A 25,139-nucleotide genomic window follows, 5' to 3' on the forward strand; every position below is an offset into this window, starting at 1 on the left:
TGCGCATTCATTTTTTGCAGCAGTGGTTCGGCCTGTCGGACCTGGCCATGGAAGAAGCCCTGTTCGAGACGCCGCTGTACCGTGAATTCGCTGGTCTCTCGGGCAGCGAGCGCATTCCGGATCGCGTGAGCATCCTGCGCTTTCGCCACCTGCTCGAAGAGCACCAACTCAGCCTGCAGATACTGGCCACCGTCAACAGCACGCTGGCCGCCAAAGGGCTGCTGCTCAAGAACGGCACAGCCATCGACGCCACGCTGATCGCAGCACCCAGCTCGACCAAGAACAGCAGCGGCGAGCGTGATCCTGAGATGCACCAAACGAAGAAGGGAAACCAATGGCACTTCGGCATGAAGGCGCACATTGGCGTGGATGCCGATTCGGGACTGGTGCACACGGTGGTGGGCACAGCGGCCAACGTCAACGATGTGACGCAGGCCGGCGCGCTGGTGCATGGTGAAGAGAGCGATGTGTTCGCTGACGCAGGCTACCAGGGTGTGGCCAAGCGCGAGGAGACGCAGGCGATCAATGCCAACTGGCACGTGGCCATGCGCCCGGGCAAACGCAAAGCGTTGGACAAGAGCACGCCCATGGGCGCGATCATGGACAAGCTCGAACATGTGAAGGCCAGCATCCGGGCCAAGGTGGAGCACCCGTTTCGGGTGATCAAGCGCCAGTTCGGGTTTGTGAAGGTGCGCTACCGCGGATTGGTCAAGAACACGGCGCAACTGCACACGCTGTTCGCACTTTCCAACTTGTGGATGGCGCGGCACCGGCTTTTGCAGAAGGCGCAGGGATGAGTGCGCCTGCAACGCGCCCATGGGCCTCGATGAGGCCCCGAAAGGCCGGTAAATCGACCTTTGAACGGTGGAAACTGATCGAAACGGGCACGGCGGTTTCATGTCGCGAGATCCATGCGCTCAACGCCCTTCACCGCTCCGGTTTTGAACATCATCCTTAACATCGGATCCGTTAGAGACATGGTTTGCAGTATTACTGGCAATATCTTTCTAAAGGCATCTTCATATTTAGTAGGTACACGGTCCTTTTGATCCAAACGCCATCTAAAATTCGCAAGTGATGACGGATGCCGTTGCACGAAATAGAGTGGCGAAAGCTTAAGTATCGCGTGAAAAAGCTCTAGTTGACAAATCAGTTGAGTATAAAGTTGGATCGGCAATGAACGAATTTGCTCGGACAAATCCATCAGACCATGTCGCGCAACTTCATGCCGCATTTTTCCTTGATGTTCGATCACCTTTTCGGCCTGCTTGTTCCGATGCAGTTCAATTGCCTCCGGGCGATGTAGTCCAACATCGACGGCTACGGAAAAAGCCAGTCCACCCAATTTTTCCAATTCTTGCAGAAACCAGATGTATTGATCTTCTGTGAGGTGCTTGCTCTTCGTTTCTGCACCCATATTTAGTGCTCGAACACGTGACATCAGGGCATCGATTTGTCGTTTTTTGTGTTCCGAAGCGACATAAGCTGCAACCACACACCACGAATCGAGGCTGGGAGATTGGGTGAAGGTCCCCGATTCATCAACAAAGATATACACGGCTCAGATTCATTTCTCATATTGGCGCTGCTACCGGTGCGCCGTCGTTACAGAATATTATTTTTTAACGAAACAGCGACTCAACAGCGGTAGCTCTTGATGGCAACGCGGGTAATGAGCTTTCCATCACTACCGCTGTAGAGGTAAACGTACTCGACTCCGAGGTCTATTAGGTTCCGCGTTGCCTTACTCAGGCAGGCCGTATGGTTGAGGTTCTCTTTTACGACCTGAGCCAGTATGTTTGGGTTTACATCCGAGGAGCTCGCTCCAGAGAGGCGCATGTTGAACGTGATTGTCTTCTGCAGTGCGATCACACTCATCATCCTTGTATCCTCGTCAAGTTGAATAGGTGCCTGAGAGTTAAATTCACCTGCCATTTTTTTCAAGGTGGCACCAATAAATGCATCCTGCTCTTGCTTGGAATCGAAGTTTCCGTTCTTATCGAGTGCCGATGCGCTACAAGCAATGCCCAAGTAAGCGACGGCAACGGTTAACCGCAGAGCAATGACTCTATAAACCGAAGGAAGTACTGACTTCATTCTTTCACTCCGGGGTGCGACGAACCACGATGTACTCGTAAGCGATTGCGAAACCGAAGGTCATTAGGAGGACAGGAATTCCTTGGATTGAATAGTAGCCAATGAGCAAGAGATTTAAAAGCAATATGGCGCCACCAAGAAGTCGCAGCTTGGTTCGAGCTTTCATGTTAGTTGTCCTTCCAATTAGATCTACGTATGAGTAACAGGCGTGCGCGCTTTGTAGCCCAGTGTATGCGGCGGATCTTGCAGCATACGCTGGAAGGACGGCCGCTAGTGCGCAAAGGATGACCGTTAATGACGACAAGGAACCGTTGAGATCGGATGAAGCACGTGCAAAGGGAACAGCCATCAGGCCAGCGGGTTTTTTGCCTGCGGTCTGCAAGTAAGAACTGCGTGCCATGCCACCCAGTCATTTCCCCGATTCAGCGTGCTCCATCTGCTTGGCCCGCTCAGTGGCCAGATCATTGACGTAGCCCTCCACCTGCCGTTCAAACCCGGGCACATCCTGAGGCCTTGTGGGAACAGCTGGCACAGCGGGCACAGCCACATCCGAAATGGCCTCCGGCTTCTGAACCTGGGCTGGCGCGCCGCCGCCCAGTTGGCGGGCCACGAGAAGACCGACCACCAGAAGAGCCAGCAACAAAACCACGAGTCTCATGAGCACCCTCCTCCTTCAAGGTCATCGAGTGTTCGAACCGGGCGCATCCCGGTCCGTCTGACCCGGATCATTCTGCCGGTTTCTGGGGCCCGCGGCGCCCCTCTACAATTCGCGCCCCCAAGCCATTTCCCCGAACCCCGACTTCATGAACATCAATGTCAACCCGGACCTCAAAGCCTATATCGACCCCTTGACCCCGGAGGAACACGAGGCGCTGGAGCGCAGCATCCTGGCCGAGGGCTGCCGCGATGCGCTGGTGCTCTGGGGCGATGTGCTTGTGGACGGACACAACCGCTACGGCATCTGCCAGAAACACGGCCTGCCCTTCGAGACGGTGCAGAACCCGCGCTTCCAGTCCATGGAGGACGTGCACCTGTGGATGATCGACCAGCACCTGGGGCGGCGCAGCGTGTCGGACTTCCAGCGCGGCGTGCTGGCGCTGCGCAAGCGCGAAATCATCGCCGAGCGGCGCGCGCGGTTTCTGGCTGCGCCGCGCGAGGAAACATCGCCCGAGCCGGCTGAGCAGGACGAGCCTTCAGCCAACCCGGCGGCCACAACACCTGTGCCGGAGCCCCGGCCGCTGAACAGCCGCGAAGACATCGCCCGTGCGGCGCGACTCAGCAGCAGCCAGGTGGTGATGATCGAAAAGATCCAGAAGCAGGCCGAGCCCGAACTGGTGGCGGCGCTGAAGTCCGGGGCGATCTCGCTCAACGCGGCGGCGGCCGTGGCCAGCTTGCCGGCCGAAGAGCAGAAGGCCGCGGCGCTGGCCGGCAAGGACGAGCTCAAACTGGCGGCCAAGCGGGTTCGCGACGCGAAGCGCAAGCCGTCGGAAGCGGCGCCCGATCAGCCGGCCGATCAGCCGGCCAATGAATCGGGCGATGAACTGCAGCGCTTGCGTGCCCAGGTCAGCGCGTTGCAGGCGGAAAACGCGGCGCTGCGTCAGCAGCTGGAGGTTTTGCGCTCAGGGCATGAGGTGCCGTTCTAGACGCCTGCCCTGGCCAGCGCTCAGACCCCGGCCCGAAACTGTTTGGCCGCAAAAGCCCAGACCATGCGCGACGCATCCGGCCCCTGGCCGTCGCTGAAGGCCTTGCTCGCGGCGCCACCGCTCCACGCGTGGGCCAGGCCGCTCACGGCGACCAGCGTCGCCACCGTGCTGCCCTTGCGTTTGAAATCGGTGACCGACATCGGGTAGCGCTTGCCCCGTTGCACGCTGCGCGCCTCGCTCGCCTTCGCCCCCGCCGCGTCGGCCCAGACCTGCGCTGCGGCCTGGCCGTTCTTGGGTGAGACCACGGCGTCGGCGTCACCGTGGATCACCAGCAGGGGTGGCCAGTGGGCCTCCATCGCGTTCGGCGTGGTCATCAACGGGGTCGTGACGCGGTGGCCGTGCATGGCGCCCAGCGCCGACAGGGTGGAGTGCGCGGTGCCGGGTGGAATGCCCGAATGCATGACAACGGCCTTGAAACGCCCCGGGTGCCGGGTGACCAGCAAGGCGGCCATGCTCGCGCCGGCCGACAGGCCGGCGATGGCCACGCGGGTCTTGTCCACGGGATGCAGCAGGCAGACCTGGTCAACCGCCTGCATGATCAAAGCGGCTTCGCCATAGGCACGGCCGGTCTTGGTGTCGAACCAGTTCCAGCAACCCTGCCCGTTGGCGAGCCGGTCCTGCTCGGGGTAGAGCACCAGAAAACGTTCGCGCATCGCGATGCGGTTCATGCGCGTGCTGGCCGCGAAGCTGTTGGCGTCCTGACCGCAACCATGCAGCATCACCACCAGCGGCAGCTTCTCGCCGAACCCGACCCCTGGCGGCCGGTAGACCCTGAAGCGCCGTGCGCCGGCCGCGCCCATGACGACGCCGGGCATCCACGCGCCGGCACCGGGCGGCGGCGCGCGCTTGGCCGCCGCGGGCTTGAGGGTTTTCTTGAGCGCCCGGGTACTGGAAGCGGTGGCGAGTCGTGTCATCGCCTTGAGGTTCCGCTCGAAGCTTTTGGCCCAAGCGGACGGGCGTGATCGTTTTTTCATTCGGGTCATTCTGCGCTGACCGGGGTGCGTGCGCGAGCGCACAGACCGCCCTGGCCCGTGTCCTTACGGTCGAAACACGCGACTCCCAGATGGTCCAGGCCCAGCGCGACATCGACATGCACGCGGAGCGCCGCGCCAGCCTGGTGCCCGGCCCCGGCGGCAAGCCGCCACGGCCCTATCGTTGATCGAGAAAGGCGTGAACCGCTCGCAGCTCGACCTCAAAATCGGCCACCAGCGGATCGAGCACCGAGATGTGTGGCGGGGGGCGTGTGACGGCGGTCTTTTCGATGTCGGCGCAGATCTGCCCGAGGCGCGCTGCGCCGATGGCCCGAGCGGTCGACTTCAGCTTGTGGGCGAGATCCGACATGGTCTTCACCTCACCGCCGGCGTGGGCCCGGACCATCGCCTGCGCCGAGCCCGTGGTGCCCGCCCGAAAGGCCGCCAGCACCTCCTGCACCACCTGCGGTTCATCACCGAGCAGATCGGCCAGCACGCCGAGGTCGACCGGTGGCGAGGCGGTGGATGACGCCACTTCGTCAGCCACGGCCCCGCTCGGCCGCGTTGCCGTGGGCTGCAGCCAGGCATTGATGGTCGATTTCAGCTGTGCCAGGCGAACCGGCTTGCTCAGGTAGACGTCCATGCCGGCCTGGTGGCAACGCAGTTCTTCCTCGCGCAGGGCGTTCGCGGTCAGGGCGATGATGGGCAGGCGCGGACCACCACCCTCCTCGGCCCGCACCGCGGCGGCCAGCGTGTAGCCGTCCATGATCGGCATGTGCAGGTCGGTCAGCAGCAGGGCATGGCCCCTCTGGCGCCAGCAGGCCAGGGCCTCGGCACCGTTGGCCACCATCTCGGAGCGGTAACCGAGCAGCGAGAGCTGCTGGGCCAGCACCTTCTGGTTGATCTCGTTGTCTTCGGCCACCAGGATCAACGGTTTCGCTTCGTGGCGGTTCGCATCAGGCTGCGGCGCCGGATGCCGCGGGACCGGAGCGGCGTCCACCTCGGCGAGCGGCTCGACCGGTTCTTCCGCCGGCTGGAGCCGGGCCGCCAGGGCCACGCCGTGCAGGAATTTGTCGCGGTGCAGGCATTCACCGTACAACCACATCGGATCCGACGTTTGCCGGCGCGGCCGGCGCTGGCTGCCCCGCTCGATGACCACGAAAGCCAGCACCAGCTCGGGGCGCTCCGACCCGACGGAACGGCAGGCCGCGAGCATCGGGTCGCTGCCTTCGGTGGCGTCTTTGGCGTCGGCGACGACGACGACGCACCGGCCCGGGTCGACACGGCGCAACCAGGCCTGGGCCTGCGCCACGGTCTGCCGGCAGGTCGTGGCGGCGCCCGCGTGGACCAGGTAGTCGGCCAGGTCGGCGGCCGGACCGGCGGCAGCGCCGACCACCAGACAGGGCAGCCCTGCCAGCGGTTGCGGAAACGGGGCGGGCTTCGTGTCGTTGTCGGCCGGCACCCGCACGATGGGCAGGCGCACCGTGAAGGTCGCCCCCTCACCCGCCGCACTGCGCACCGTCACTTCGCCACCCATCAGCGTCAACAGGCGGTGCGAAATGCTGAGCCCCAGCCCGGAGCCGCCGAAGCGCCGGGTGGTGCTGGCGTCGGCCTGGGTGAACGGCGAGAACAGGCGCGCCTGGGTGTCGGGGTCCATGCCGATGCCGTTGTCGGACACCTCCAGCGCCAGCGTGTCGTCGCCGCCGGGGCCGGCCACGCGCAGGGCGCGCAAGGACACCGAGCCGGGGCGCGACAGCCCGCGGCTGAACTTGATCGCGTTGCCGACCAGGTTCATCAGCACCTGGCGCAGCCGCGCGGCGTCACCCAGCATGTCTGGGGGCAGGCGCGGGTCGGTGTACAGGTGGAGGCCCACACCCTGGTTCACGGCCAGCGGGTACAGGGCATCGCTGACCCCCTCGACGACCGCCGTCACGTCCATCGGCTCGTGATCGATGTCGAACTGGCCGGCTTCGATTTTCGAGAAGTCCAGCACGTCGTCGACGATGGCCATCAGCGCGTAGGCCGATTCGCGCGCGGTCTTCACCAGGTCGCGCTGCTCCGGGTCCAGCCGGCTCTCTTCCAGCACGTCAATCATGCCGACAACGCCGTTCATTGGCGTGCGGATCTCGTGACTCATGGTCGCGAGGAAAGCGGACTTGGCGCGGTTGGCCTGCTCGGCCAGCTCACGCGCCTGCTCCAGTTCCAGCGTGCGGTGGCGCACCCGCTCCTCGAGCCCGGCGTTCAGCTCAAGCAGTGCCTGTTCGCTGCGGCGGCGTTCGCTGATGTCGCGTATGACGGAGACGAAGTGCGTGAAGCCCTCGCCGGCCGTGGCCACCGGTGTGATGTCGATCTCGACGGGGTACTCCCGGCCATCCTTGGTGGACCGCATCAGCTCGACGTGCACCGGCGCGAAACGGTCGACCGCGTCGCGGATACGCGCCAGCTCGGCCGCATCCGTCGAGGGGCCGTCGAGCAAGCCGGGCGACTGGCCGATCACCTCCTCCCGCGCGTAGCCGGTCAGGCGCACGAAGGCATCGTTGACGAACACGATGCGCCGGCCGTGCTGCAGTTCGGGCGCCGGCTCGGTGATGATGACGACGTCGTTCAACTGCGCCACGCTGGCTTCGAGCAGCTTCAGCTGCTGACGCGCCGCGCGGCTGGCGGTGACGTCGCGGAAGTACACCGACAGCCCGTCGCCCGACGGGTGGCAGTCGACACCGAACCAGGCCTGCAAAGGCAGGAAAAAGGCCTCGAAGGTGACGCCTGTTTCGCCGTTCATCGCGCGCTGGTATGAGCGGTCGAAGACCGTGCCCACCGCTTCGGGGAAAATTTCCCAGATCACACGCCCGAGTGTCGTGTCGCGCTTGCGCCCCAACAGGCGCTCGGCCTCGCGGTTGAAGTAGGTGAAGCGCCAGTCGCGGTCGAGGGCGAAGAAGCCGTCGCTGATGCTTTCGAGTGTGTTGCTCAGCCGTTGCGCCAGCTTCTGCGTTTCCAGCGCCGCCAGCTTGCGTTCGGTGATGTCCTGCAGCGCGCCCTGGATGCGAACGATGCGGCCCTCGGCGTCGCGCACCGCTTCGCCGATGGTGCGCACCCAGAAACGGCGCCCGGTGGCCGATATCTTCTCGGCTTCCAGGTCATAGGGCGTGCCGGACGCAATGCAGCGCTGGACGGCTTCCTGGACAGTGGCGCGGTGCTCGGGGACGAAGGCGGCCAGGCCCAGCTCCATCGAGGGCGAATAGCCGGCCGGTTCGTCGTGCAGGCTGGCAACCATGTCGGACCAGTGCAGGCGCCGCTGCGTCACGTCGAAAGTCCAGCCGCCGACCTTGGCGCTGCGGCCCGCGATGTCGAGCATCGCCTTGCTGTCGCGCAGCGCCTGCTCGGCGAGCCTGTCGTCGGTGATGTCGCGGGCGATGCCGATGACGCCGATCACCTCTCCGCGGGCGTTGCGGTAGGGGGCACGAGTCGAATTGAAGATGCGCCGGCCGCTCACGCCGGTGAGCCACTTCTCGGAGGTGTGCACCTCCCCCGTTGCGAGCAGCGTGCGGTCGTTCTCGACGATCTGCGATGCCTCCGCTGCGTCGTACAGGTCCCGGTCGTCGCAGCCCAGGATCTGTTCGACCGTGCGCCCGGTGAAACGGGCCAGTGCGCTGTTGCACAGCAGATAACGGCCCTGCAGGTCCTTGACGTAGACAACGTCGGGCGTGCCGTCGGCCACCGCCTGCAGCAGTTCCGCACTGCGAAGGGAGGCCTGTTCGGCACGCGCCCGGTCGCTGACGTTCACATGCATGACCACCGCGCCGGCGCGTCGTCCCGGCTCCAGCGGAGCCGCCGTCAGGAGAAAGCGCCTTTGCTCCTGCGGCGAGTCGCAGGGGTACTCGATCGCGAGGGTGCTGCGCTCGCCCGCCAGCACGGCGCGCAGCGCGGCTGCCACGCCCGGGTTCAGGGCGGCGTCCGGGCTGGCGCCCGGGTCGAAGACGTCGAGGTAGTTGCGGCCCACGCCGTGGTTGGTATCCCGCAGGCCGTTCGCGTCACCAAAGCGTTTCCACGCCTCGTTCACAGCGACGATCACGCCGTCTGCATCGAGCAACGCGACATTCGACGGCAGCGCGTCGAGCATCGCGGCCCGCTTCCGGGCTTCCTGGCGACGCAACTGTTCCAGGGCGTTGAGCAGCAGGTTGCTGCCCGCCCGGTTGGCCACGGTGTCGATCTCATCCGCTGTCAGCGCCTGCAGCTGCTGCTCCACATCGTGCAGGGTGTCGATGAGCGCCGCGATGCGCGCCTGGCGGCCGGGGTCGGCGTCGGAAGGCACCACCGGCATCACAGGCCGCTGCGCGGCTGGCTCAGGGCGCGCGCCGGGTTCGCGGCATGGCCGGCGGTGGTGGCTGGAGAGAGCGGAGCGGTCATGGGATTGTTTGCAGGGAATCGAACGTGTCGGTCTGGCCGAGCGTCATTGTTTCAGCGATCGGCGTTGCAGGCTACACAGAAAACGCCGGAGGAAGGGATACGCCGTCGAAAGCCCCATGCGCAGCCGTACCTATTGGCCATGATCACCGCCCGGCGCACCGGATTCGATGCGCATGACGGCCGAGGTCAACAACCGACCGAGCCGGGAGCGCATGAACGCATCGTCATCGACGACAAGGACCATCGGGGACACGGGCACGCCGTCTGCGGGGGTGAAGCCGGTTGGAGGGGCGCACCCCTTGTGTGACGAACTGTTGCATTCAGCATGGCGGGCGCCAGCCAGCGTCTGTGAGACAGCACACCCACCCCGGGTCCTGGGGTGTGCGCAACCGCACAGACCGGTGGTATCGGCGAGTCAATGATGTCTTTTCCCGTCCCGGATACCCGCTTCCAGGCGCCCTCGCCCACCTTGAAAGGCCCGTTCCGTGAACCGCCTCGCTGACCTGCCCGTCACATCCCAACCGCCTGTCCTGGCGCCGATCCCGGTCCAGTCGCCGGTGCCCGGACCCTGGCCCGAACCCGAACCGTCCCTGCCACCGGGGCAAGCGCCGTCACCCGACGGCGTGCCGCTGCCCCTGGAGCCGCTGGACATACCGCCTCAGATCCCACCCGAAATCCGCGAGCCGCACCAGCCCGGCGAGCACCTCCCCCTCAGCACCGACCCGGGCCTTTCACCCCCAACGCGTCACTGACGCACAGGAGAGCCATCATGAATCCATCCACTTCTCCCCTGGCAAAGCCGGTACCGCTTGACGGAGACCTCGCTGAGCAAGCCCGTCCCGGGCACGGCATTCCGTCGCAGGATCTGAACCCCGCAGCCCAGTCGTTGCTGGAACCCGAGGAAGCCCGGCGCGAGGCCAACTCGGTGCTGACGGGCGGTGGGGTGGTGGCCGGTGCGGCCGCGGGTGTTGCCGTCGGCAGCGTGGTCGCGGGACCCGTGGGTGCGGTGGTGGGTGGCACGGTGGGGGCCGTTGCGGGCGCACTGGGTGGCGCCGCGGCCGGCAGCCTGGTGGGCCCGGAGGATTCGAGCGCAGTCGGTCAAGCGCCAGCGCAAGCGACTGCAGTCCGCGCGGGCAACCCCGCAAAACCTGTGGCCACACACGCCACCAACCTCAACCCGGAGACAAAGATGCAACTACTCAAAGACGTGATGAGCCACGACGTGCAGGTGATCAGCCCCGAGGCAACGATCCAGGAAGCCGCTGCCCGGATGCGGGACGACGGCTTCGGGATGCTGCCCGTCGGCGAGCACGACCGCATGATCGGCGCCGTGACCGACCGCGACATGGCCGTGCGTGCCGTCGCCGAAGGCAAGGGCAGCGACACGCTGGTTCGCGACGTGATGTCGGAGGACGTGATCTGGTGCTATGAGGACGACACCGTGGAGACGGGTGCCGACAAGATGAGCCAGTATCAGGTCAGGCGCCTGCCGGTGGTGAACCGCGAGAAGCGCCTGGTGGGCATCGTGTCACTCGGCGACTTTGCCGTCGCAGCCGACGACATCCAGCCCACCGCCGATGCCTTGGTAGCCATCTCGCAACCGTAGGCCTGGGCCGCGACACATCTGCGGGTCCATCGAACACCCAGGAGAAGCGAGATGTACGGATTCCATGCCACCCTCGAACTTTCGTTCGACGACGCCCTTGAGCGCGTCATGGCTGTGCTCAAGCAGGAGGCCTCTCGCAGGGTCGTTCGAAACTACCGGCTCGGGCAGGCTCACATTCGCCAGCGCGCAGGTTGACTCAAAACCGCGCCTGACCCGATTCCTCCAGCCGCACGGCGGGCTCGGTCTGCGCCAGCGTCATCCACACATGGAACGGCAGGCGCTCAATGGCGCGGCGCGGCGCTTCGCGGGCGATGCTGAGCTCGCCATCGCGGGCGTACATCACGCCGCATTCGGGCGGCACCTCTTCGGGTTTTGCAATGGGTCGGCCCCTGGCGTCGTGGCCGAGCACGTACCAGCAGGCGCTGGCCATCTCCAGGTAGGCGGCGCGCTTGGCGGGTTTCTTCAGGTCGCCCAGCAGGTCGGCGCGACTGACCTTGATCTCGTGCACCACCGGTTCCAGGTAGGACTCGACCGAGCTGCGGCGGATGGAAAACACGTCGGGGCAGGCCATGCACCAGGCGTGTTCGGGTGCTGCGGGGTTGGTGGTCACTTCGGATTCAAACGCCGCCATCTGCGCCGCCCAGCTGGGCGCGGGCTCCGCCGCCAGGGGCGCAGCGGCCTCGCCCAGCAGCAGCGCGCGGGGCAGCGGCACACGCAGCATCAGCCCGCGCCAGGCCAGGCGGCCCGCGCGCGTCATGGCCACCGCGACCTGCTCGACCAGGGCCTCGTGCGGCGTGCGCGCGGCCTTGTTGCTGGCGAACACGCGCGCCAGCGTCTGGATGCCGGCGTCGGTCACGCGCAGGGTCTCAAAGCCATCGGCGGACACCCGGCGCTCCAGCAAGCCGGCCGCCAACAGCTCGACCTCGACCATGTCGGCGCAGGGCCAGCCGGCCGAGCGGTAAATGTCGCGCAGGCGCCGGTGGTGCTGGCGGTTGAGCGGGGGCGGTTCGGGGGAAAAGGCGGACTCCATGAACTGACTATATATCCAGTACCATGCACGCCACAAGCCGAAACCGCCCTTGAACACCGCCACGCCCCGACTGGTTGACGAAGCCGCCGCCGACGCCCCGCTGGGCGCCGTGGCGGTGCGCACGCTGTGCGATTTCGCGGCGCGCCGCGGTGACCTCGATCTGCGCTTCACGCCCTCGCCTTCCGGCAGCGAAGGCGTGGCCGGCCATGGCGAGGTGACGTCGCGGCGCGGCGCGGGTTACCAGCGCGAAGTGCCGCTGGCCAGCCAGTGGCGCGACCTGCGTGTGCAGGGCCGGGCGGACGGCTGGGACGCCAGCGTGATGCGCCTGGAAGAGATCAAGACGCACCGTGGCGACGCGGCGCTGATCGCAGACAACGCGCGCGCCCTGCACTGGGCGCAGGCCCGGGTCTACGGCTGGATGCTGTGTGAACAGCTCGGGCTGGAGCGCATCGAGCTGGTGCTGGTGTACTTCAACATCGACAGCGGCCACGAAACGCCGCTGTCGGAAAACCACAGCGCCAGCGCCCTGCGCGCGCACTTTGAAGACCTGTGCGAACGCTACAGCGGCTGGGCCCGGCAGGAGCGCGCGCACCGCACGGCGCGCGACGCCGCCTTGCGCGCCCTGGCCTTTCCCTTTCCCGAATTCCGCGCCGGCCAGCGGGCGCTGGCCGAGGCCGTCTACCGCGCCCACGCGGCGGGGCGTGTGCTCATGGCGCAGGCGCCGACCGGCATCGGCAAGACGGCGGCGACGCTGTTCGCCGCGCTCAAGGCCGCGCCCGCGCAGGGGCTGGACAAACTCTTCTACCTCACCGCGCGAACCACCGGCCGCCAGCTCGCGCTGGACGCGCTGGCGCGGCTCGGCGCCGCCGGCCACCCGCCCGCGCGCCCGGTGCTGCCGCTGCGCGTGCTCGAACGCGTGGCGCGCGACAAGGCCTGCGAGCACCCGGACAAGGCCTGCCACGGCGAGTCCTGCCCGCTCGCGCGCGGCTTCTACGACCGCCTGCCCGCGGCCCGCGCCGCCGCGGCGCAGGCCGGCTGGCTGGACAAAGCCGCGCTGCGCGAACTCGCCCTCGAACACAGCGTGTGCCCCTACTACCTGGGGCAGGAGATGCTGCGCTGGAGCGATGTGGCGGTGGGCGACGTGAACCACTTCTTCGACATCGGCGCCCACTGGCACGGCCTCACGCTCGAACACGGCTGGCAGAGCGCGCTGCTGGTGGACGAGGCGCACAACCTGATCGAACGCGCCCGCGCCATGTACAGCGCCCAGCTCGACCCTGCCCCCTTCCAGGCGCTGCGCCGCGGCGCGCCGGCCGCCCTGAAAACGGGCCTCGACCGGCTGCACCGGCAATGGAACACGCTGGCGCGGGAACAGGCGGGCGATTACACCGTGCTGCCCGACCCCCCGGGCGCGTTCAACGCCGCGCTGCAACAGCTCTGCGGCGAGATCGGCGACCACCTGGCGCTGCACCCACAAGACGCCGCGGGTGGCCCGCTGCAGACCTGGTTCTTCGATGCGCTGCACTTCCAGCGCGTGGCCGAGCTGCACGGCGACCACAGCCTCTGCGACCTCACGCGCACGCCCCACCCCGCACCGGGCACGCGCGTGGCACAACCGCTGATCAGCCTGCGCAATCTGGTGCCCGGCCCGCTGCTGCAGGACCGCTGGAGCGCCGTGCGCAGCGCCACGCTGTTCTCGGCCACGCTCGCGCCCATGGACTACGTGGCCGACCTGCTGGGCCTGCCGGCCGACACGCTGCGCGTGGACGTGCCCTCACCGTTTGCCGGCGAACAGCTCGCGGTGCGCGTGGCGCCACACATCTCCACCCGCTGGACCGACCGGCTGGCCTCGCTCACGCCCATGGCCGACACGATGGCGGCGCAGTTCGCGGCCGATCCCGGCAACTACCTGGCGTTTTTCAGCAGCTTCGACTACCTGGCGCAGGCGCTCGACCGGCTGCAGCAGCGCCACCCGTCCATTCCGGTCTGGGTGCAGTCGCGCGGCATGGGCGAGCCCGAGCGCGAGGCTTTCATCGCCCGCTTCACCGACAGCGGCCAGGGCATCGGCTTTGCCGTGCTCGGCGGCGCATTCGGCGAGGGCATCGACCTGCCCGGGCGCCGGCTCATCGGCGCCTTCATCGCCACGCTGGGTCTGCCGCAGGTGAACCCGGTGAACGAACAGCTCAAGGCCCGCCTGCAGGCGAAGTTTGGCCGCGGTTACGACTACACCTACCTGTTCCCCGGCGTGCAGAAGGTGGTGCAGGCCGCGGGCCGCGTGATCCGCAGCGAGCAGGACCACGGCACGGTCTGGCTGCTCGACGACCGCTACGCGCGCGCCGAGGTGCGGCGGCTGCTGCCGGCGTGGTGGGTGGTGAATGGGCGGCCGTTGCGGTGAAAACCGGTGATCAGACCGGGGCTGCGCCGGGCCATCCGGCGCAGCGGCGCAAGCTCGAGGTCTGCCGAGCTGGCCCCGAGCTACCGGACCCGGAAACTCGGCATCAGCCCTCTGGTCAGAGATCGAGCACCAAGCGCGCGCTGGTGGCGCGCGAGCAGCAGGGCAGGAACTGCTCGTTCGCCGCCTGTTCTTCGGGGGTGAGGTACTGGTCGCGGTGGTCGGGCGTGCCCGCTTTCACGCACGTCAGGCAGGTGCCACACACGCCCTGTTCGCACGACATGGGGATGTCGATGCCCGCTGCCAGCAGGGCGGCCAGCGCGGACTGGTCGGCACGCACCGGGATCACGCGGCCGGTGCTGGCGATCTCCAGTTCGAAGCCGCCGTCGTTGGCGTGGTCCACCGGCGCGGCCGCGAAGTACTCGCGGTGCAGGCGCTCTTCGGGCCAGCCGGCGGCGCGCCCGGCGTTGAGCACCGCGTCCATGAAGCCTTGCGGACCGCACACGTAGAGGTGCGCACCCTCGGGCGCGCGCTGCAGCGTGGCGGCGATGTCCAGCTTCTGCACCGCATCGCCATCGTCGAAGTGGTGGTGGGTGTGTCGGTCAAACGCCGATGCCGCGACCCGTTCCAGAAACGGCGTGCGGTCTCGCGAACGCGTGCAGTGGTGCAGCTCGAAACACTCGCCAGCGCTGGTCAGGCGCTCGGCCATGGCCAGCAGCGGCGTGATGCCGATGCCACCGGCCAGCAGCAGGTGGTGCGCTGCATCGGTGGCGAGCGGGAAGTGGTTTTTCGGCGCGCTGATGTGCAGCGTCGAGCCCTCGGCCACGGCTTCGTGCACCGCCAACGAGCCGCCGCGCGAAGCGGCGTCGCGCAGCACCGCGATCTGGTAGCGGCCGGTCTCGCCGGGCGGGTTGCACAGCGAGTACTGGCGCACCAGGCCGTTGGGCAGGGCGACGTCGATGTGCGCGCCGGCGCTGAAGCCTGGCAGGGTGTGGCCGGGCTCGGCCACCAGGTCCAGGCTGCAGATGTCCAGCGCTTCGGTGTGCTTGCGCGCCACGCGCACCAGCAAGGGGGTCTGGGGGTCACTCATGGGGGTTCGGGCGGGTGCGGTCAGGCGGTGACGCCTTGTTCGGCCGCGAGCACGCGGTCGATCAGCTTTCGCGACTGCACGCCGCCGGTGTCGATGTTGAGCATGAGCAGCTTGCGGTCGGGGAAGTCGCTCAGGTTCTTCTGCTGGCGTTCCAGCATCTCCAGGTCTTCCGCAAAGATCTTGCCCTGGCCTTCGCGGATCTGCCCGGTGAGCGACGCATCCTCCGGCTTGAACTTGCGCGCCATGCCCCAGAAGTAGTGCATCGAGCTGTCGGTTTCGGGGGTGATGAAGTCGACCACCCAGCTCGCCGCTTTCACTTCGTCGGGCGCGGCGTGGCCGCCGTTGCCGGCCAGCGCCACGCCGACCTCGATCATGATGTGGCTGGGCGGCGTGAAGTGGCAGATCTGCCAGCGGTCCACCGGCTGGTCGTCGGGCAGGCCGTTCATGCGCAGCGCCATCTTCCAGAACGGCGGCGCCTCGATGCCTTCCATGAAGCGCTCGGTGACCACGTGCTCGCCGTCCACGCGCGTCTGGCACGGCACTTCGTCGATCTCCTTCTGGCCGATGCTGGTCGAGTGCACGTAAGTCTCGTGCGTCAGGTCCATCAGGTTGTCGATCATGAGGCGGTAGTCGCAGGCGATGTGGTACAGGCCACCGCCGTAGGCGAAGGCGGGGTTGTCCTGCCACTCGAACTTCGGCACCAGCGCGGTGTCGGCCAGCGCGGCGTCGCCCGGCCAGACCCACACGAAGCCGTGCGCCTCGTGCACCGGGAAACTCTGGATGGCCGGGAACGCGCGCACGCGCTGGCAGGGCATCGAGACGGTCTTGCCGTCGCAGCCCATGGCCAGGCCGTGGTAACCGCAGACCAGGGTGTCGCCTTCCACCTTGCCCAGCGACAGCGGCGCGCCGCGGTGGGGGCAGAAATCGAGCACGGCGGCCACCTGGCCGGCGCTGTTGCGGAACAGGGCCATGGGCTGCTTGCAGATGCGCCGGCCGAGCGGCCGGTCGGCGGGGATTTCATCGCTGCGGGCAGCGACGTACCAGGTGTTGAGGGGGAACATGTTGCGTCTCCGGAGGTGTTGTGCCGACTTCATTCAGTATGCTGAATGAAGCGGATTGTACGGACGCAGACGGGTGGCGAACAGGGGTTCAGACCTCGGGTTTTCCCGAGTCCGGATCGCCGGGCGATGGCGTGTTGAGGTGCACGAACTTGCGCAGCAGGCGCAGGAATTCGGCCTGCTCGGCGGGCTCCAGTGGCTGCAGCAGCTGGCGGTACATGGGCACCACGCGCGGCAGCATGTCGGCCAGCACCGCCGCCCCTTCGGGCGTGAGGCGCAGGGCGCGCTGGCGCCGCGGCAGCAGCTCGCGCACGATCCAGCCCTTGGCCTCCAGCCGGGTGGCGATGTCGGCGGTGGTGGAGGTGTCCAGCGCCACCTTGTCGGCCAGCGTCACCTGGTCGATGCCCGGTGCGTCCTGCAGGGCGCGCAACAGGGCGTACTGCACGGGCGTGATCTGGCGGCCGTGCGTTTCGTGGAAGGTGGACACCGCCAGCTGGTGCGCGCGACGGATCAGGTGGCCGGGCTCGGCCTGCAGGGCAATGACGCTGTCGGGCAGGGGACTGGCGGCAGCCTGAAGAATGGGTTTCATGGTGGTGGCGTGCTGTGTGCGACGACTATAGGACAGGACCTCGGCAGGGCGGGACCGCATCGCGCGCGCCAGCGGCGGCGACTGTCAGCGGTAGCTGGCGAGGTGGATGCTGGTCTCGGTCGAGCGGATGCCGCTGATCAGGCGCACGCGCTCCAGCACGTCGGACAGCTCTTTCATCGAACCCACCTCCAGCTCGGCCAGCAGGTCCCAGCGACCGTTGGTGTCGTGCAGCGCAGCCACGCCGGGCTCGCCCAGCAGGCTGGCGATCACGAGCCGGGTCTGGTTGCCCTCGACCTGCACGCTCATCCAGGCCTTGATGCGCTCGGGCTGCGCCTCGGGTTTCAGGCGCACGGTGTAGCCCACGATCACCTGCGTGTCTTCGAGCTTGCGCAGCCGGTTGGTGACGGTGCCGCGCGAGACCTTGAGTTTGTAAGCGAGGTCGGCCACGGCGAGCCGCGCGTCCTGCCGCAGCAGGGCAATGAGTTGCTGATCGAGCTGGTCCATGGTCAAAACGCCAATCAAGGTTGCCGAATGGGTGGATTTTCTGCCATTTCTCTACTTTGTTGCCGATTTTCATTGTCTCGCTCCACCGGCAAACTCTGGGGACCGGTTGGCGGACTTCTGTTCGCACCGTTTTCCGCACAACACGAGACGACCATGAAGAACACCGCACTCACCCAATTCCGCGACACCGGCACCCTGTACCTGAGCGCGCCCGAAGCCGCCGAGCTGATCCGCCGCCTCGGCCTGCCGCACTGCCTGCGACACATGGCACAACACATCCGCGCCGACTTCCTGCGCTGGGCCGATTTCGACAAGACCGCCCGCGTGGCCGCGCACTCCAAAGACGGCGTCATCGAGCTCATGCCCGTGGCCGATGACCACCGCTACAGCTTCAAATACGTCAACGGCCACCCGGGCAACACGCGTTTCGGCATGTCCACGGTGATGGCCTTCGGCGTGCTGGCGGACGTGGACACCGGCGCCCCGCTCTTCCTGAGTGAGCTCACACTCACCACCGCGCTGCGCACCGCCGCCATGTCGGCCCTGGCCGCCCAGACATTGGCGCGCCCCGCCAGCCGCGTGATGGCGCTGATCGGCAACGGCGCGCAGAGCGAGTTCCAGGCCCTGGCCTTCCAGCACCTGGTCGGTATCGAAGAACTGCGCGTGTACGACGTGGACCCCGCCGCCAGCGCCAAGCTGGTGGCCAACCTGCAGGGCAGCGGGCTGGAGATCACGGTGTGCCAGAGCACGGCCGAGGCGGTCAAGGGTGCCGACATCGTGACCACCGTCACCGCCGACAAGGCCATGGCCCTGATCCTCACGCCCGACATGATCCAACCCGGCATGCACCTCAACGCCGTGGGCGGCGACTGCCCGGGCAAGACCGAACTGCACGGCACCATCCTCGACGCGGCCAAGGTGTTTGTGGAATACGAGCCGCAATCGCGCATCGAAGGCGAGATCCAGCACCAGCCCGCGGACTTCGCCGTCACCGAACTCTGGCAGGTGCTGCGCGGCGAACGCGCCGGCCGCGACAACGCAGAGCAGGTCACCGTGTTCGATTCGGTCGGCTTCGCGCTGGAAGACTTCTCCGCCCTGCGTTTCATGATGGACAGCGCGGTCCGGCTGGGCATGGGCGAACGCATCGCGCTGATCCCGCAGCTGGCCGATCCGAAGAATCTGTTTGGCATGCTGGCCGCGCCCGTTTCGGTGTCGGAACGGCTGACGCAGATCGCCACCACCGCGCACGCCTGAGCGGCGCGCGCTTCAGCGCGTGAGCGACATGAACAGCTGCGGCAGCCGCTCGGGCAGGCGCTGCACGTTCTCGATCACGGTGTGCCGCCCGCCGAAGATGTCGCTCACGTAGGCATCGGCCTTGGGGTCGAGGCTGATGCAGTGGGTGTAGATACCGCCCTGCCCGAGTTCGCGCACGGCCTCGCGCGCGTCTTCGATCAACGTGCGCTCGTCGGGCGTGTCGATGTCGCTGGGTTGGCCGTCGGTGAGGATCAGCAGCAATTTCTTGTCCGCCTGGCGCGCGCCCAGGTAGTGGCCGGCGTGGCGCAGGGCCGCGCCCATGCGCGTGGAATACCCCGCCTCGATGCCCGCCAGGCGGCCCTTCACGTCTTCGTCGAAGCCTTCGTCGAAACCCTTGATGTGCTGGTAGCGAACGTCGTGCCGGGTGTTGGAGTGAAAGCCCGCGATGGCGAAGGGATCGCCCAGCTGTTGAATCGCCCAGGCCAGCAGGGTGACGGCTTCGCGGCTGAGGTCGAGCACGGTCTGTTCACTGCCAGCGGCCGGCTCGTTCAATGACTGCGACAGGTCAAGCAACAGCAGCACCGCGATGTCGCGCCCGTCGGTTCGGTGGCTCATGTTGATGCGCGGGTCGGGCGCGGCGCCGCTCTTGAAATCGATCAGGGAGCGGATCGCCACGTCCAGGTCGAGCTCGCTGCCCTCTTCCTGGAAACGGATGCGCACTTTGTCCTGCGGTTTGAGCAGGTCGAGCAGGCGCTTGAGCTGCTTCGCCAGCGCCGCGTGGCGCGCGAGGATGCGGTGGATGTCGGCGGGGTTGCCCCTGGGTTGCAGGCGCTCGTAGAGGCTCACCCAGTCGGGCCGGTAGGTCTGGCTGGCCGGGTCCCACTCGGGGTAGTGGCGCGGCGGCAGGCCGTCTATTTCAGGCGGCGCTTCGCTCTGTCGATGGTCATCGAAGCTCTCTTCTTCGTCACCGGCCTCGATGTAGATCCACAGGTGGCGGTTGTCGTCGCGGTAGTCCACCTCGGTGTCGGTGAAAAACACGTTCGGCTGCTGGTCGCTCTGGCGGCGGATGCGAGCCACGCACAAGAGCGCGAGGCTGGCCATTTCTTGCGTGCTCGACTCGCCCGCGGCCAGCGCCTGGTGGAAGCGCTGACGGAAATGAAGCAGATCCGGATCGGTGTAGCCGTGCCGCGCATCGAGCATGGCGCGCGAGAGCATGGCCAGGCGGTGGCGCAGGCACGAGTGCGTGGCCGGGTCGCAGGCGCCCTCCAACGGGCGCGGGTGCAGGCGCAGCAGCGTGCTGCGCAGGCCAGGGTATTCGCGCAGCAGCAGGGTGTCGATGCGCGCGTCTTCAAACATCTCCACCGCCAGGCGCTGGAACGGGCTCCAGTTGTCGGCCACCTGCGGCTGGCTCCAGCGGCGGTGGCCGGCCATGTGGGCGAGCGCGGCGCGGTAGCGGTCGATGCCGCGCACGCCGCCGCGGTCTTCGTACACGTCGGGCAGGCGGATGCCCAGCGCGTCGAAATACGGCTGGCTGTGGTGCTGTGCGCTCAGTGAAGCGCTGTCGTCACCCAGATGGGCGGTGGCGTAGGGCACGAGCAGGGCTTCTTCTTGCCACAGGGCCTGCAGGTACAGGTCGAGCACGCGGGTGTGGTCGGCCAGCAGGGTGCCGCGGCGCTCGCGCTGCAGCACGGCCTTGGCGTCGGCCGACCGCAGGCTGAAGTAGTCGCGTTGGCGCTCGGGGTGGTGGTGGTAGTTGCGCACGCCGTATTCGACCCAGCGCTTGAGCCCGCCCACGCTGAGCAGGCCCAGCAGCTGCGGCGCACGCTCGAAGAACAGCGGCAGCCCCGGGCTGGCGAAGGTCTTGTGGTGGCCGTGGATGGAGCCGGTGGTGCGCTCCATGAAGTCGAGCGAGAGGCTCAGGTAGCGCTGGAACGGTTCGCGCGAAGGCAGGCGCCGGGCCACGGCCGCCAGGCTCTGCAGAAACGGCGTGATGGCCTTGCCGTTGGGCGACTTGTAGAGCGTGTGGATGGTGGCCGCGATGGCGGGCAAGGCGTCTTCACCCAGCGAGCGCGCGATCTGCGGCCACTCGGCCAGAAAGATCAACATCGGTTCGACGCCGCGGCCCAGCTTGCCGAGTGTGCGCGCGTAGTCGATGTAGGCGTCCAGCCCCTCGGGACTGAGCACGCCCACCGCATCCACCAGGCACGCCTCGAACACCGGATCCACCTCGGGAAAACGCGTGTCGAGCCGGGCGCGCCAGGCCTGCAGGTGGTCGGCGGGCAGGTCGGTGGCGGCGGTGGTCATGCCGGGCTCCGCGGGTTCAAGCGGCGTCAAAAACGGCGTCGATGGCGTGGTCCAGCGTCTCGCGGATGTCGGCGTCGTCGGTGATGGGCCGCACCAGCGCCATGCGGCAGGCGTCGCGCGGCGCCACGCCACCCTTCATGAGCGTGGCGGCGTAGACCATCAGGCGGGTGGAGATGCCTTCGACCAGACCGTGGCCCTTGAGGTTGCGCGCGGTGATGGCGATCTTCACCAGCCGGGCGGCGAGGACTTCGTCGATGCCGGTTTCGCTGGCCACGATGCGCGCTTCCTGCTCGGGCGGCGGGTAGTCGAAGTCGAACGCGACGAAGCGCTGTTTGGTCGAGGGCTTCAGGTCCTTCATGAGGTTCTGGTAGCCGGGGTTGTAGGAGATGACGAGCTGGAAGTCCGGGTGGGCACGCACCTGCTCGCCCTTCTTGTCCAGCGGCAGGGTGCGGCGGTGGTCGGTGAGCGGGTGGATCACGACGGTGGTGTCCTGGCGTGCTTCGACGATTTCGTCGAGGTAGCAGATGGCGCCCAAACGCGCGGCCATGGTGAGCGGGCCGTCGAGCCAGCGCGTGCCGCCGGCTTCGAGCAGGTAGCGGCCCACGAGGTCGGAGGCGGTCATGTCTTCGTTGCAGGCCACGGTGATGAGCGGGCGCTGAAGCTTCCAGGCCATGTATTCGACGAAGCGCGACTTGCCGCAGCCGGTGGGGCCTTTGAGCATGACCGGCAGGCGCGCGACGTAGGCGGCCTCGTACAGCGCAACCTCGTTGCTTTGCGGCTGGTAGTAGGGTTCTTGTTCGATGCGGTAGTCGGTGGTCATCTCTTGTCTCCTGCTGGTGCGTTCGTTCGGAGGGGCGTTGTTTCGTTCGCGCTATGAAGACACTTCGCTCCCGCGTTTGGAGCGCTGGGCATCCAACTACGCTCATGTCCCCCGGGTCGGGCTGCGCCCGCCCCTCCTCCTTTACTTCGCTGCGTCGGACACCCAGCGCTCCAAACGCAGCACCTGGGCTCCAATCCCCCACCTTGGAACGCCAAAGCTGCTTCGGCCTCGGGGCCGCTGGGTGTACTGCAAAGCGAGGTAAAGGAGGAGGCGGCCGCAGGCCGGCGGGGGACACGAGCGTCGCAGTGCGCCCAGCGGCCCCGAGGCCGAAGCAGCCCCTACGGCGCGCGTGACTTCCGTCCAGGGCACCCGTGGAACCGGCTTCGCCGGGCCACCAGGTGCGTTCCCCCACCGGGGGGAAGCCGCGTCAGCGGCGCAGGGGGGTCACTTATGACTGCCGAGCTTCTCACGCCAGCCAGGGTACAGCTTGTCGGCATCGCCCGGGAACGAGGCAAACGCGCGGGCGAATTCCTTGTGCTCCTTGGCGTAGGCGATCGGGTCGGCGCCCGACTTCCAGCACTCGTACGACTGGCGCAGCGAGATCGCACCGGCAGCGGGCGAATCGATGTGACCGTAGGCGCCGCCACCCGAGGTGTTGATCACGTTGCCGTGGCCCAGGTTTTCAAAGAAGCCCGGCAGACGCAGCGCGTTCATGCCGCCCGAGATGATCGGGGTGGTGGGCTTCATGCCGTACCACTTCTGGTGGTAGACAGGGCCTTGCGCTTCGTCGCGCTCGATCATGTAGGCGATGTTCTTGTCCGAGTTCTCGCCTTCCATCTTGCCGTAGCCCATGGTTCCGACGTGGATGCCCGAGGCACCTTGCAGACGCGAAATCTTGGCCAGCACGAAGGCGGTGTAGCCGCGCTTGGCGCTCGGGCTGGTGATCATGCCGTGGCCGGCGCGGTGGTAGTGCAGGTACTGGCCTGGGTACTGGCGGCGGGCGGTGGTGATCATGCCCGGGCCACCCACGAAGCCGTCCACCAGGAAGGCCAGTTTGTCGGCATCGGGGCCGAAGGTTTCCAGCGCGAAATCGGCACGGGCCAGCATTTCGTAGTGGTCATCGGCGGTGATGTTCATCGAGAACAGCTTGGCCTCGCCGGTTTCGTCCTGGGCGCGCTTCATGGCGTCGTACACCAGCGGCAACACCTTCTTCAGCGGACAGAACACCTGGTTGCCCTGGGGCTCGTCGTTCTTGATGAAGTCGCCACCCAGCCAGAACTGATACGCCGCGGCCGCGAACGGCTCGGGGCGCAGGCCCAGCTTGGGTTTGATGATCGTGCCGGCGATGTAGCCGCCATCCTTGATCGGGCGACCCAGCACGCGCCACATGTCCGAGATGTCCTTGCTCGGACCGTCGAACAGCTGAATGGCGCGCTCGGGGAAGTAGATGTCGTGGATCTTGGCGTGCTCGATGTCGCCCATGCCCTGGTTGTTGCCGATCACCAGCGTCAGGATGGAGACCATCATCATGCGGCCGTCGGTGACGTTGCGGTCGAACAGGTCCATCGGGTACGCGATGCGCATGTCTTCCGTGGCTTCGTCGATGGAGTACACCAGCGCGTCGACGCCCTTGGTGAAGTCGTCGGTGGTGCTCACTTCAACGTTAGTGCCGGTGGACGACTCGGCCGCAAAGTGGGCCGCGGCCTCCAGGTAGCCGTGGCCGGCCTTGGGCTTCATCTTGTAGGCCACGAGGATGTGTCCCCCTTTGGCGATCAGGTCTTCTTCCTTGAGGCTAAGGTCGGCGTAACGTGCGCTTTGGTCCATGCTTGTCTCCGTTGAGGTTCAGGGGGTTCAGGTTTTGGATAAGACTGGACTTTAGAAAACCTTTAGCATCAGGTAAATTCAAATATTGTCGTCATTCGATTCAGCTTTACCTTAATGAAAAACACCACCTTCCGCCAATTGCGCGTCTTCAACGAGGTGGCGCGGCAGTTGAGCTTTGCCCGCGCGGCCGAAGCACTGCACCTGACGCCGCCCGCTGTGACCATGCAGATCAAGGAGTTTGAGGAGCGTGTGGGCATGCCCCTGTTTGAGCGCAGTGGTCGGCAGGTCAGCCTGACCACTGCGGGCGAGTACATCCTCGTGCACGCGCGCAAGATCCTGGCCTCGCTCAAGGATGCCGAAGACGTGGCCGCGCGGCTCAAGCGTGCCGAAGTCGGCGTGCTGACGGTGGGCATGGTGGGCACGGCCAAGTATTTCCTCATGGGCCTGCTCGGCGAATTCCTCGACAAGCACCGCGGTGTCGAATTGAGGCTGGCCATCGGCAACCGCGACCAGCTGGTGGGCATGCTGCAGAACAACGATGTGGACATCGCCGTCATGGGGCGTCCGCCCAAAGAACTGGACACGCGGGCCGAGCCCTTCGCTGCGCATCCGCACGTTTTTGTGAGCGCACCCAAACACCCGCTGGGCCAGCAAGGCGATCTGGAGGTCGAAGACCTGCGCCCCTACGACTTCATCGTGCGTGAGGTCGGCTCCGGCACGCGCGCCGCAATGGAGAAATTCTTTGTCGATGCACGCGTCGAGCCCCGCCTGCAGATGCAGCTCAACAGCAACGAAACCATCAAGCAGGCCGTCATGGCCGGGCTGGGCCTGGGCTTCCTGTCACTGCACACCATAGGGCTTGAGCTGGAAAACGGCCTGATCCAGGTGCTGGACGTGCGCGGCGCGCCGGTGGTGCGGGCGTGGAACATCGTGCACACGCGCGCGAAACTTCTCTCACCCGCGGCTGAAGCCTTCCGCTACTTCATGCTCGAACACGCTGAAGGACACTTGGCCGCCAAGTACGGTCCCCTGCTGAAGTTGCCCCAGGCCAGCTCCGCCATGCCTTGAGACGCATACGGTTCATACCGATTGGCATTCAAGGCGCAAAGCGGCAGATCGTGCTGTCACGGCCAGGACTTCAGCAACGAAGTGATCGCGCTGAAGGCAAAGCGGCTTCAGTCGTCTTCGCCCAGCTCGGCGTCCCAACCCATCCCCTTGGCGCGTTCCACCGCTTCGGCGTGGATGCGCGCGTGGCGCTCGGCCAGCTCGGTCGGCAGGCGACTGGGCAACTGCCCATAGGGCTCCCAGGCCTTGTGCACGGCCTCGAACAGGTTCTGGAGATCGCCCGCGTTCTTGCCGGCAAAACCCTCGCCCTCGGGCAGCAGGCCGAAGACCCAAGCATCGCGGATGATGCGCCCGGTCATGGTCATGCCGTTGTGTTCTTCGTTGTCGATACCCGCATAGGTTTTCGTACGGCTTTGGATGATGCTCAT

Annotated in this window: 23 protein-coding genes and 1 pseudogene; 9 read left to right on the forward strand and 15 right to left on the reverse strand. The window is 66.6% G+C overall.

Going from position 1 to position 25,139, the window contains the following annotated elements; all coding sequences use genetic code 11:
- Positions 1–797, forward strand: a 797-nt coding sequence (locus tag AC0GNO_RS20260) for an IS5 family transposase (protein WP_472904386.1), incomplete at its 5' end; no start/stop codon positions are given.
- Between the two features lie 98 nt (positions 798–895).
- Here the strand turns inward: AC0GNO_RS20260 and AC0GNO_RS20265 are convergent.
- The 4 genes from AC0GNO_RS20265 to AC0GNO_RS20280 all read right to left on the reverse strand — a co-directional run bounded on the left by AC0GNO_RS20265 (position 896) and on the right by AC0GNO_RS20280 (position 2,755).
- A complete protein-coding gene (locus AC0GNO_RS20265; protein ID WP_472905266.1) occupies positions 896–1,558 on the reverse strand; it encodes a hypothetical protein in 663 nt (220 codons plus the stop codon).
- Between the two features lie 80 nt (positions 1,559–1,638).
- Complete coding sequence (locus tag AC0GNO_RS20270) at positions 1,639–2,097, reverse strand: hypothetical protein (RefSeq protein ID WP_472905267.1); 459 nt, start codon at positions 2,095–2,097, stop codon at positions 1,639–1,641.
- Positions 2,098–2,101: 4 nt separating this feature from the next.
- Positions 2,102–2,263, reverse strand: a complete 162-nt coding sequence (locus tag AC0GNO_RS20275; RefSeq protein WP_472905268.1) for a hypothetical protein — start codon at positions 2,261–2,263, stop codon at positions 2,102–2,104.
- A 243-nt stretch (positions 2,264–2,506) separates the two neighbouring features.
- The gene (locus AC0GNO_RS20280; protein ID WP_472905269.1) at positions 2,507–2,755 is read right to left on the reverse strand and encodes a hypothetical protein; all 249 of its coding nucleotides are present in this window, start codon (positions 2,753–2,755) and stop codon (positions 2,507–2,509) included.
- A 145-nt stretch (positions 2,756–2,900) separates the two neighbouring features.
- Between AC0GNO_RS20280 and AC0GNO_RS20285 the strand changes: the two genes are divergently transcribed.
- The gene (locus AC0GNO_RS20285; protein ID WP_472905270.1) at positions 2,901–3,740 is read left to right on the forward strand and encodes a ParB N-terminal domain-containing protein; all 840 of its coding nucleotides are present in this window, start codon (positions 2,901–2,903) and stop codon (positions 3,738–3,740) included.
- A 20-nt stretch (positions 3,741–3,760) separates the two neighbouring features.
- Here AC0GNO_RS20285 and AC0GNO_RS20290 read toward each other — a convergent pair whose 3' ends face one another.
- Together AC0GNO_RS20290 and AC0GNO_RS20295 are read right to left on the reverse strand one after the other, a co-directional pair.
- The gene (locus tag AC0GNO_RS20290) at positions 3,761–4,714 is read right to left on the reverse strand and encodes an extracellular catalytic domain type 1 short-chain-length polyhydroxyalkanoate depolymerase (protein WP_472905271.1); all 954 of its coding nucleotides are present in this window, start codon (positions 4,712–4,714) and stop codon (positions 3,761–3,763) included.
- Between the two features lie 235 nt (positions 4,715–4,949).
- A complete protein-coding gene (locus AC0GNO_RS20295; RefSeq protein WP_472905272.1) occupies positions 4,950–9,080 on the reverse strand; it encodes a PAS domain-containing protein in 4,131 nt (1,376 codons plus the stop codon).
- A 580-nt stretch (positions 9,081–9,660) separates the two neighbouring features.
- Here AC0GNO_RS20295 and AC0GNO_RS20300 point away from each other — a divergent pair.
- The 4 genes and pseudogenes from AC0GNO_RS20300 to AC0GNO_RS20315 all read left to right on the forward strand — a co-directional run bounded on the left by AC0GNO_RS20300 (position 9,661) and on the right by AC0GNO_RS20315 (position 10,976).
- Positions 9,661–9,927 carry a hypothetical protein gene (locus AC0GNO_RS20300; protein ID WP_472905273.1) on the forward strand — a complete coding sequence of 89 codons (267 nt, stop codon included), beginning with the start codon at positions 9,661–9,663 and terminating at the stop codon, positions 9,925–9,927.
- Positions 9,928–9,944: 17 nt separating this feature from the next.
- Positions 9,945–10,274: pseudogene (locus AC0GNO_RS20305) on the forward strand (hypothetical protein); the annotation flags it as partial.
- A 111-nt stretch (positions 10,275–10,385) separates the two neighbouring features.
- Positions 10,386–10,781 (forward strand): CBS domain-containing protein, encoded by a 396-nt coding sequence (locus tag AC0GNO_RS20310; RefSeq protein WP_472905316.1) that lies wholly within the window; start codon positions 10,386–10,388, stop codon positions 10,779–10,781.
- A 51-nt stretch (positions 10,782–10,832) separates the two neighbouring features.
- Positions 10,833–10,976, forward strand: a complete 144-nt coding sequence (locus AC0GNO_RS20315) for a hypothetical protein (protein WP_472905274.1) — start codon at positions 10,833–10,835, stop codon at positions 10,974–10,976.
- Position 10,977: 1 nt separating this feature from the next.
- On the opposite strand, the gene AC0GNO_RS20320 is transcribed toward AC0GNO_RS20315, so the two are convergent.
- The gene (locus AC0GNO_RS20320; protein WP_472905275.1) at positions 10,978–11,811 is read right to left on the reverse strand and encodes a hypothetical protein; all 834 of its coding nucleotides are present in this window, start codon (positions 11,809–11,811) and stop codon (positions 10,978–10,980) included.
- 49 nt (positions 11,812–11,860) lie between these two features.
- Here AC0GNO_RS20320 and AC0GNO_RS20325 point away from each other — a divergent pair, with 49 nt between their 5' ends.
- Positions 11,861–14,206 carry an ATP-dependent DNA helicase gene (locus AC0GNO_RS20325; RefSeq protein ID WP_472905276.1) on the forward strand — a complete coding sequence of 782 codons (2,346 nt, stop codon included), beginning with the start codon at positions 11,861–11,863 and terminating at the stop codon, positions 14,204–14,206.
- A 115-nt stretch (positions 14,207–14,321) separates the two neighbouring features.
- Here AC0GNO_RS20325 and AC0GNO_RS20330 read toward each other — a convergent pair whose 3' ends face one another.
- The 4 genes from AC0GNO_RS20330 to AC0GNO_RS20345 all read right to left on the reverse strand — a co-directional run bounded on the left by AC0GNO_RS20330 (position 14,322) and on the right by AC0GNO_RS20345 (position 17,444).
- Complete coding sequence (locus AC0GNO_RS20330) at positions 14,322–15,293, reverse strand: PDR/VanB family oxidoreductase (RefSeq protein WP_472905277.1); 972 nt, start codon at positions 15,291–15,293, stop codon at positions 14,322–14,324.
- A gap of 20 nt (positions 15,294–15,313) precedes the next feature.
- Positions 15,314–16,354, reverse strand: a complete 1,041-nt coding sequence (locus tag AC0GNO_RS20335) for an aromatic ring-hydroxylating dioxygenase subunit alpha (RefSeq protein ID WP_472905278.1) — start codon at positions 16,352–16,354, stop codon at positions 15,314–15,316.
- A gap of 88 nt (positions 16,355–16,442) precedes the next feature.
- Positions 16,443–16,940: a MarR family winged helix-turn-helix transcriptional regulator gene (locus AC0GNO_RS20340; protein WP_472905279.1), complete on the reverse strand. Its 498-nt coding sequence runs from the start codon at positions 16,938–16,940 to the stop codon at positions 16,443–16,445.
- Between the two features lie 84 nt (positions 16,941–17,024).
- A complete protein-coding gene (locus AC0GNO_RS20345) occupies positions 17,025–17,444 on the reverse strand; it encodes an Lrp/AsnC family transcriptional regulator (protein ID WP_472905280.1) in 420 nt (139 codons plus the stop codon).
- Positions 17,445–17,597: 153 nt separating this feature from the next.
- Between AC0GNO_RS20345 and AC0GNO_RS20350 the strand changes: the two genes are divergently transcribed.
- A complete protein-coding gene (locus tag AC0GNO_RS20350) occupies positions 17,598–18,698 on the forward strand; it encodes an ornithine cyclodeaminase (RefSeq protein ID WP_472905281.1) in 1,101 nt (366 codons plus the stop codon).
- Between the two features lie 12 nt (positions 18,699–18,710).
- Here AC0GNO_RS20350 and AC0GNO_RS20355 read toward each other — a convergent pair whose 3' ends face one another.
- From AC0GNO_RS20355 to AC0GNO_RS20365, 3 genes are all read right to left on the reverse strand, one after another.
- Positions 18,711–21,002, reverse strand: a complete 2,292-nt coding sequence (locus AC0GNO_RS20355; RefSeq protein ID WP_472905282.1) for a nitric oxide reductase activation protein NorD — start codon at positions 21,000–21,002, stop codon at positions 18,711–18,713.
- Positions 21,003–21,018: 16 nt separating this feature from the next.
- On the reverse strand, positions 21,019–21,822 hold the full coding sequence (locus tag AC0GNO_RS20360; RefSeq protein WP_472905283.1) for an AAA family ATPase: 804 nt from the start codon (positions 21,820–21,822) through the stop codon (positions 21,019–21,021).
- A 444-nt stretch (positions 21,823–22,266) separates the two neighbouring features.
- Positions 22,267–23,646 (reverse strand): ribulose-bisphosphate carboxylase, encoded by a 1,380-nt coding sequence (locus tag AC0GNO_RS20365; protein ID WP_472905284.1) that lies wholly within the window; start codon positions 23,644–23,646, stop codon positions 22,267–22,269.
- Positions 23,647–23,760: 114 nt separating this feature from the next.
- On the opposite strand from AC0GNO_RS20365, the gene AC0GNO_RS20370 reads away from it, so the two are divergent.
- Positions 23,761–24,714 carry a LysR substrate-binding domain-containing protein gene (locus AC0GNO_RS20370; protein ID WP_472888391.1) on the forward strand — a complete coding sequence of 318 codons (954 nt, stop codon included), beginning with the start codon at positions 23,761–23,763 and terminating at the stop codon, positions 24,712–24,714.
- 107 nt (positions 24,715–24,821) lie between these two features.
- Here AC0GNO_RS20370 and AC0GNO_RS20375 read toward each other — a convergent pair whose 3' ends face one another.
- Positions 24,822–25,139: a hypothetical protein gene (locus AC0GNO_RS20375; protein ID WP_472888392.1), complete on the reverse strand. Its 318-nt coding sequence runs from the start codon at positions 25,137–25,139 to the stop codon at positions 24,822–24,824.

The organism is Hydrogenophaga sp. L310, assembly GCF_055703065.1.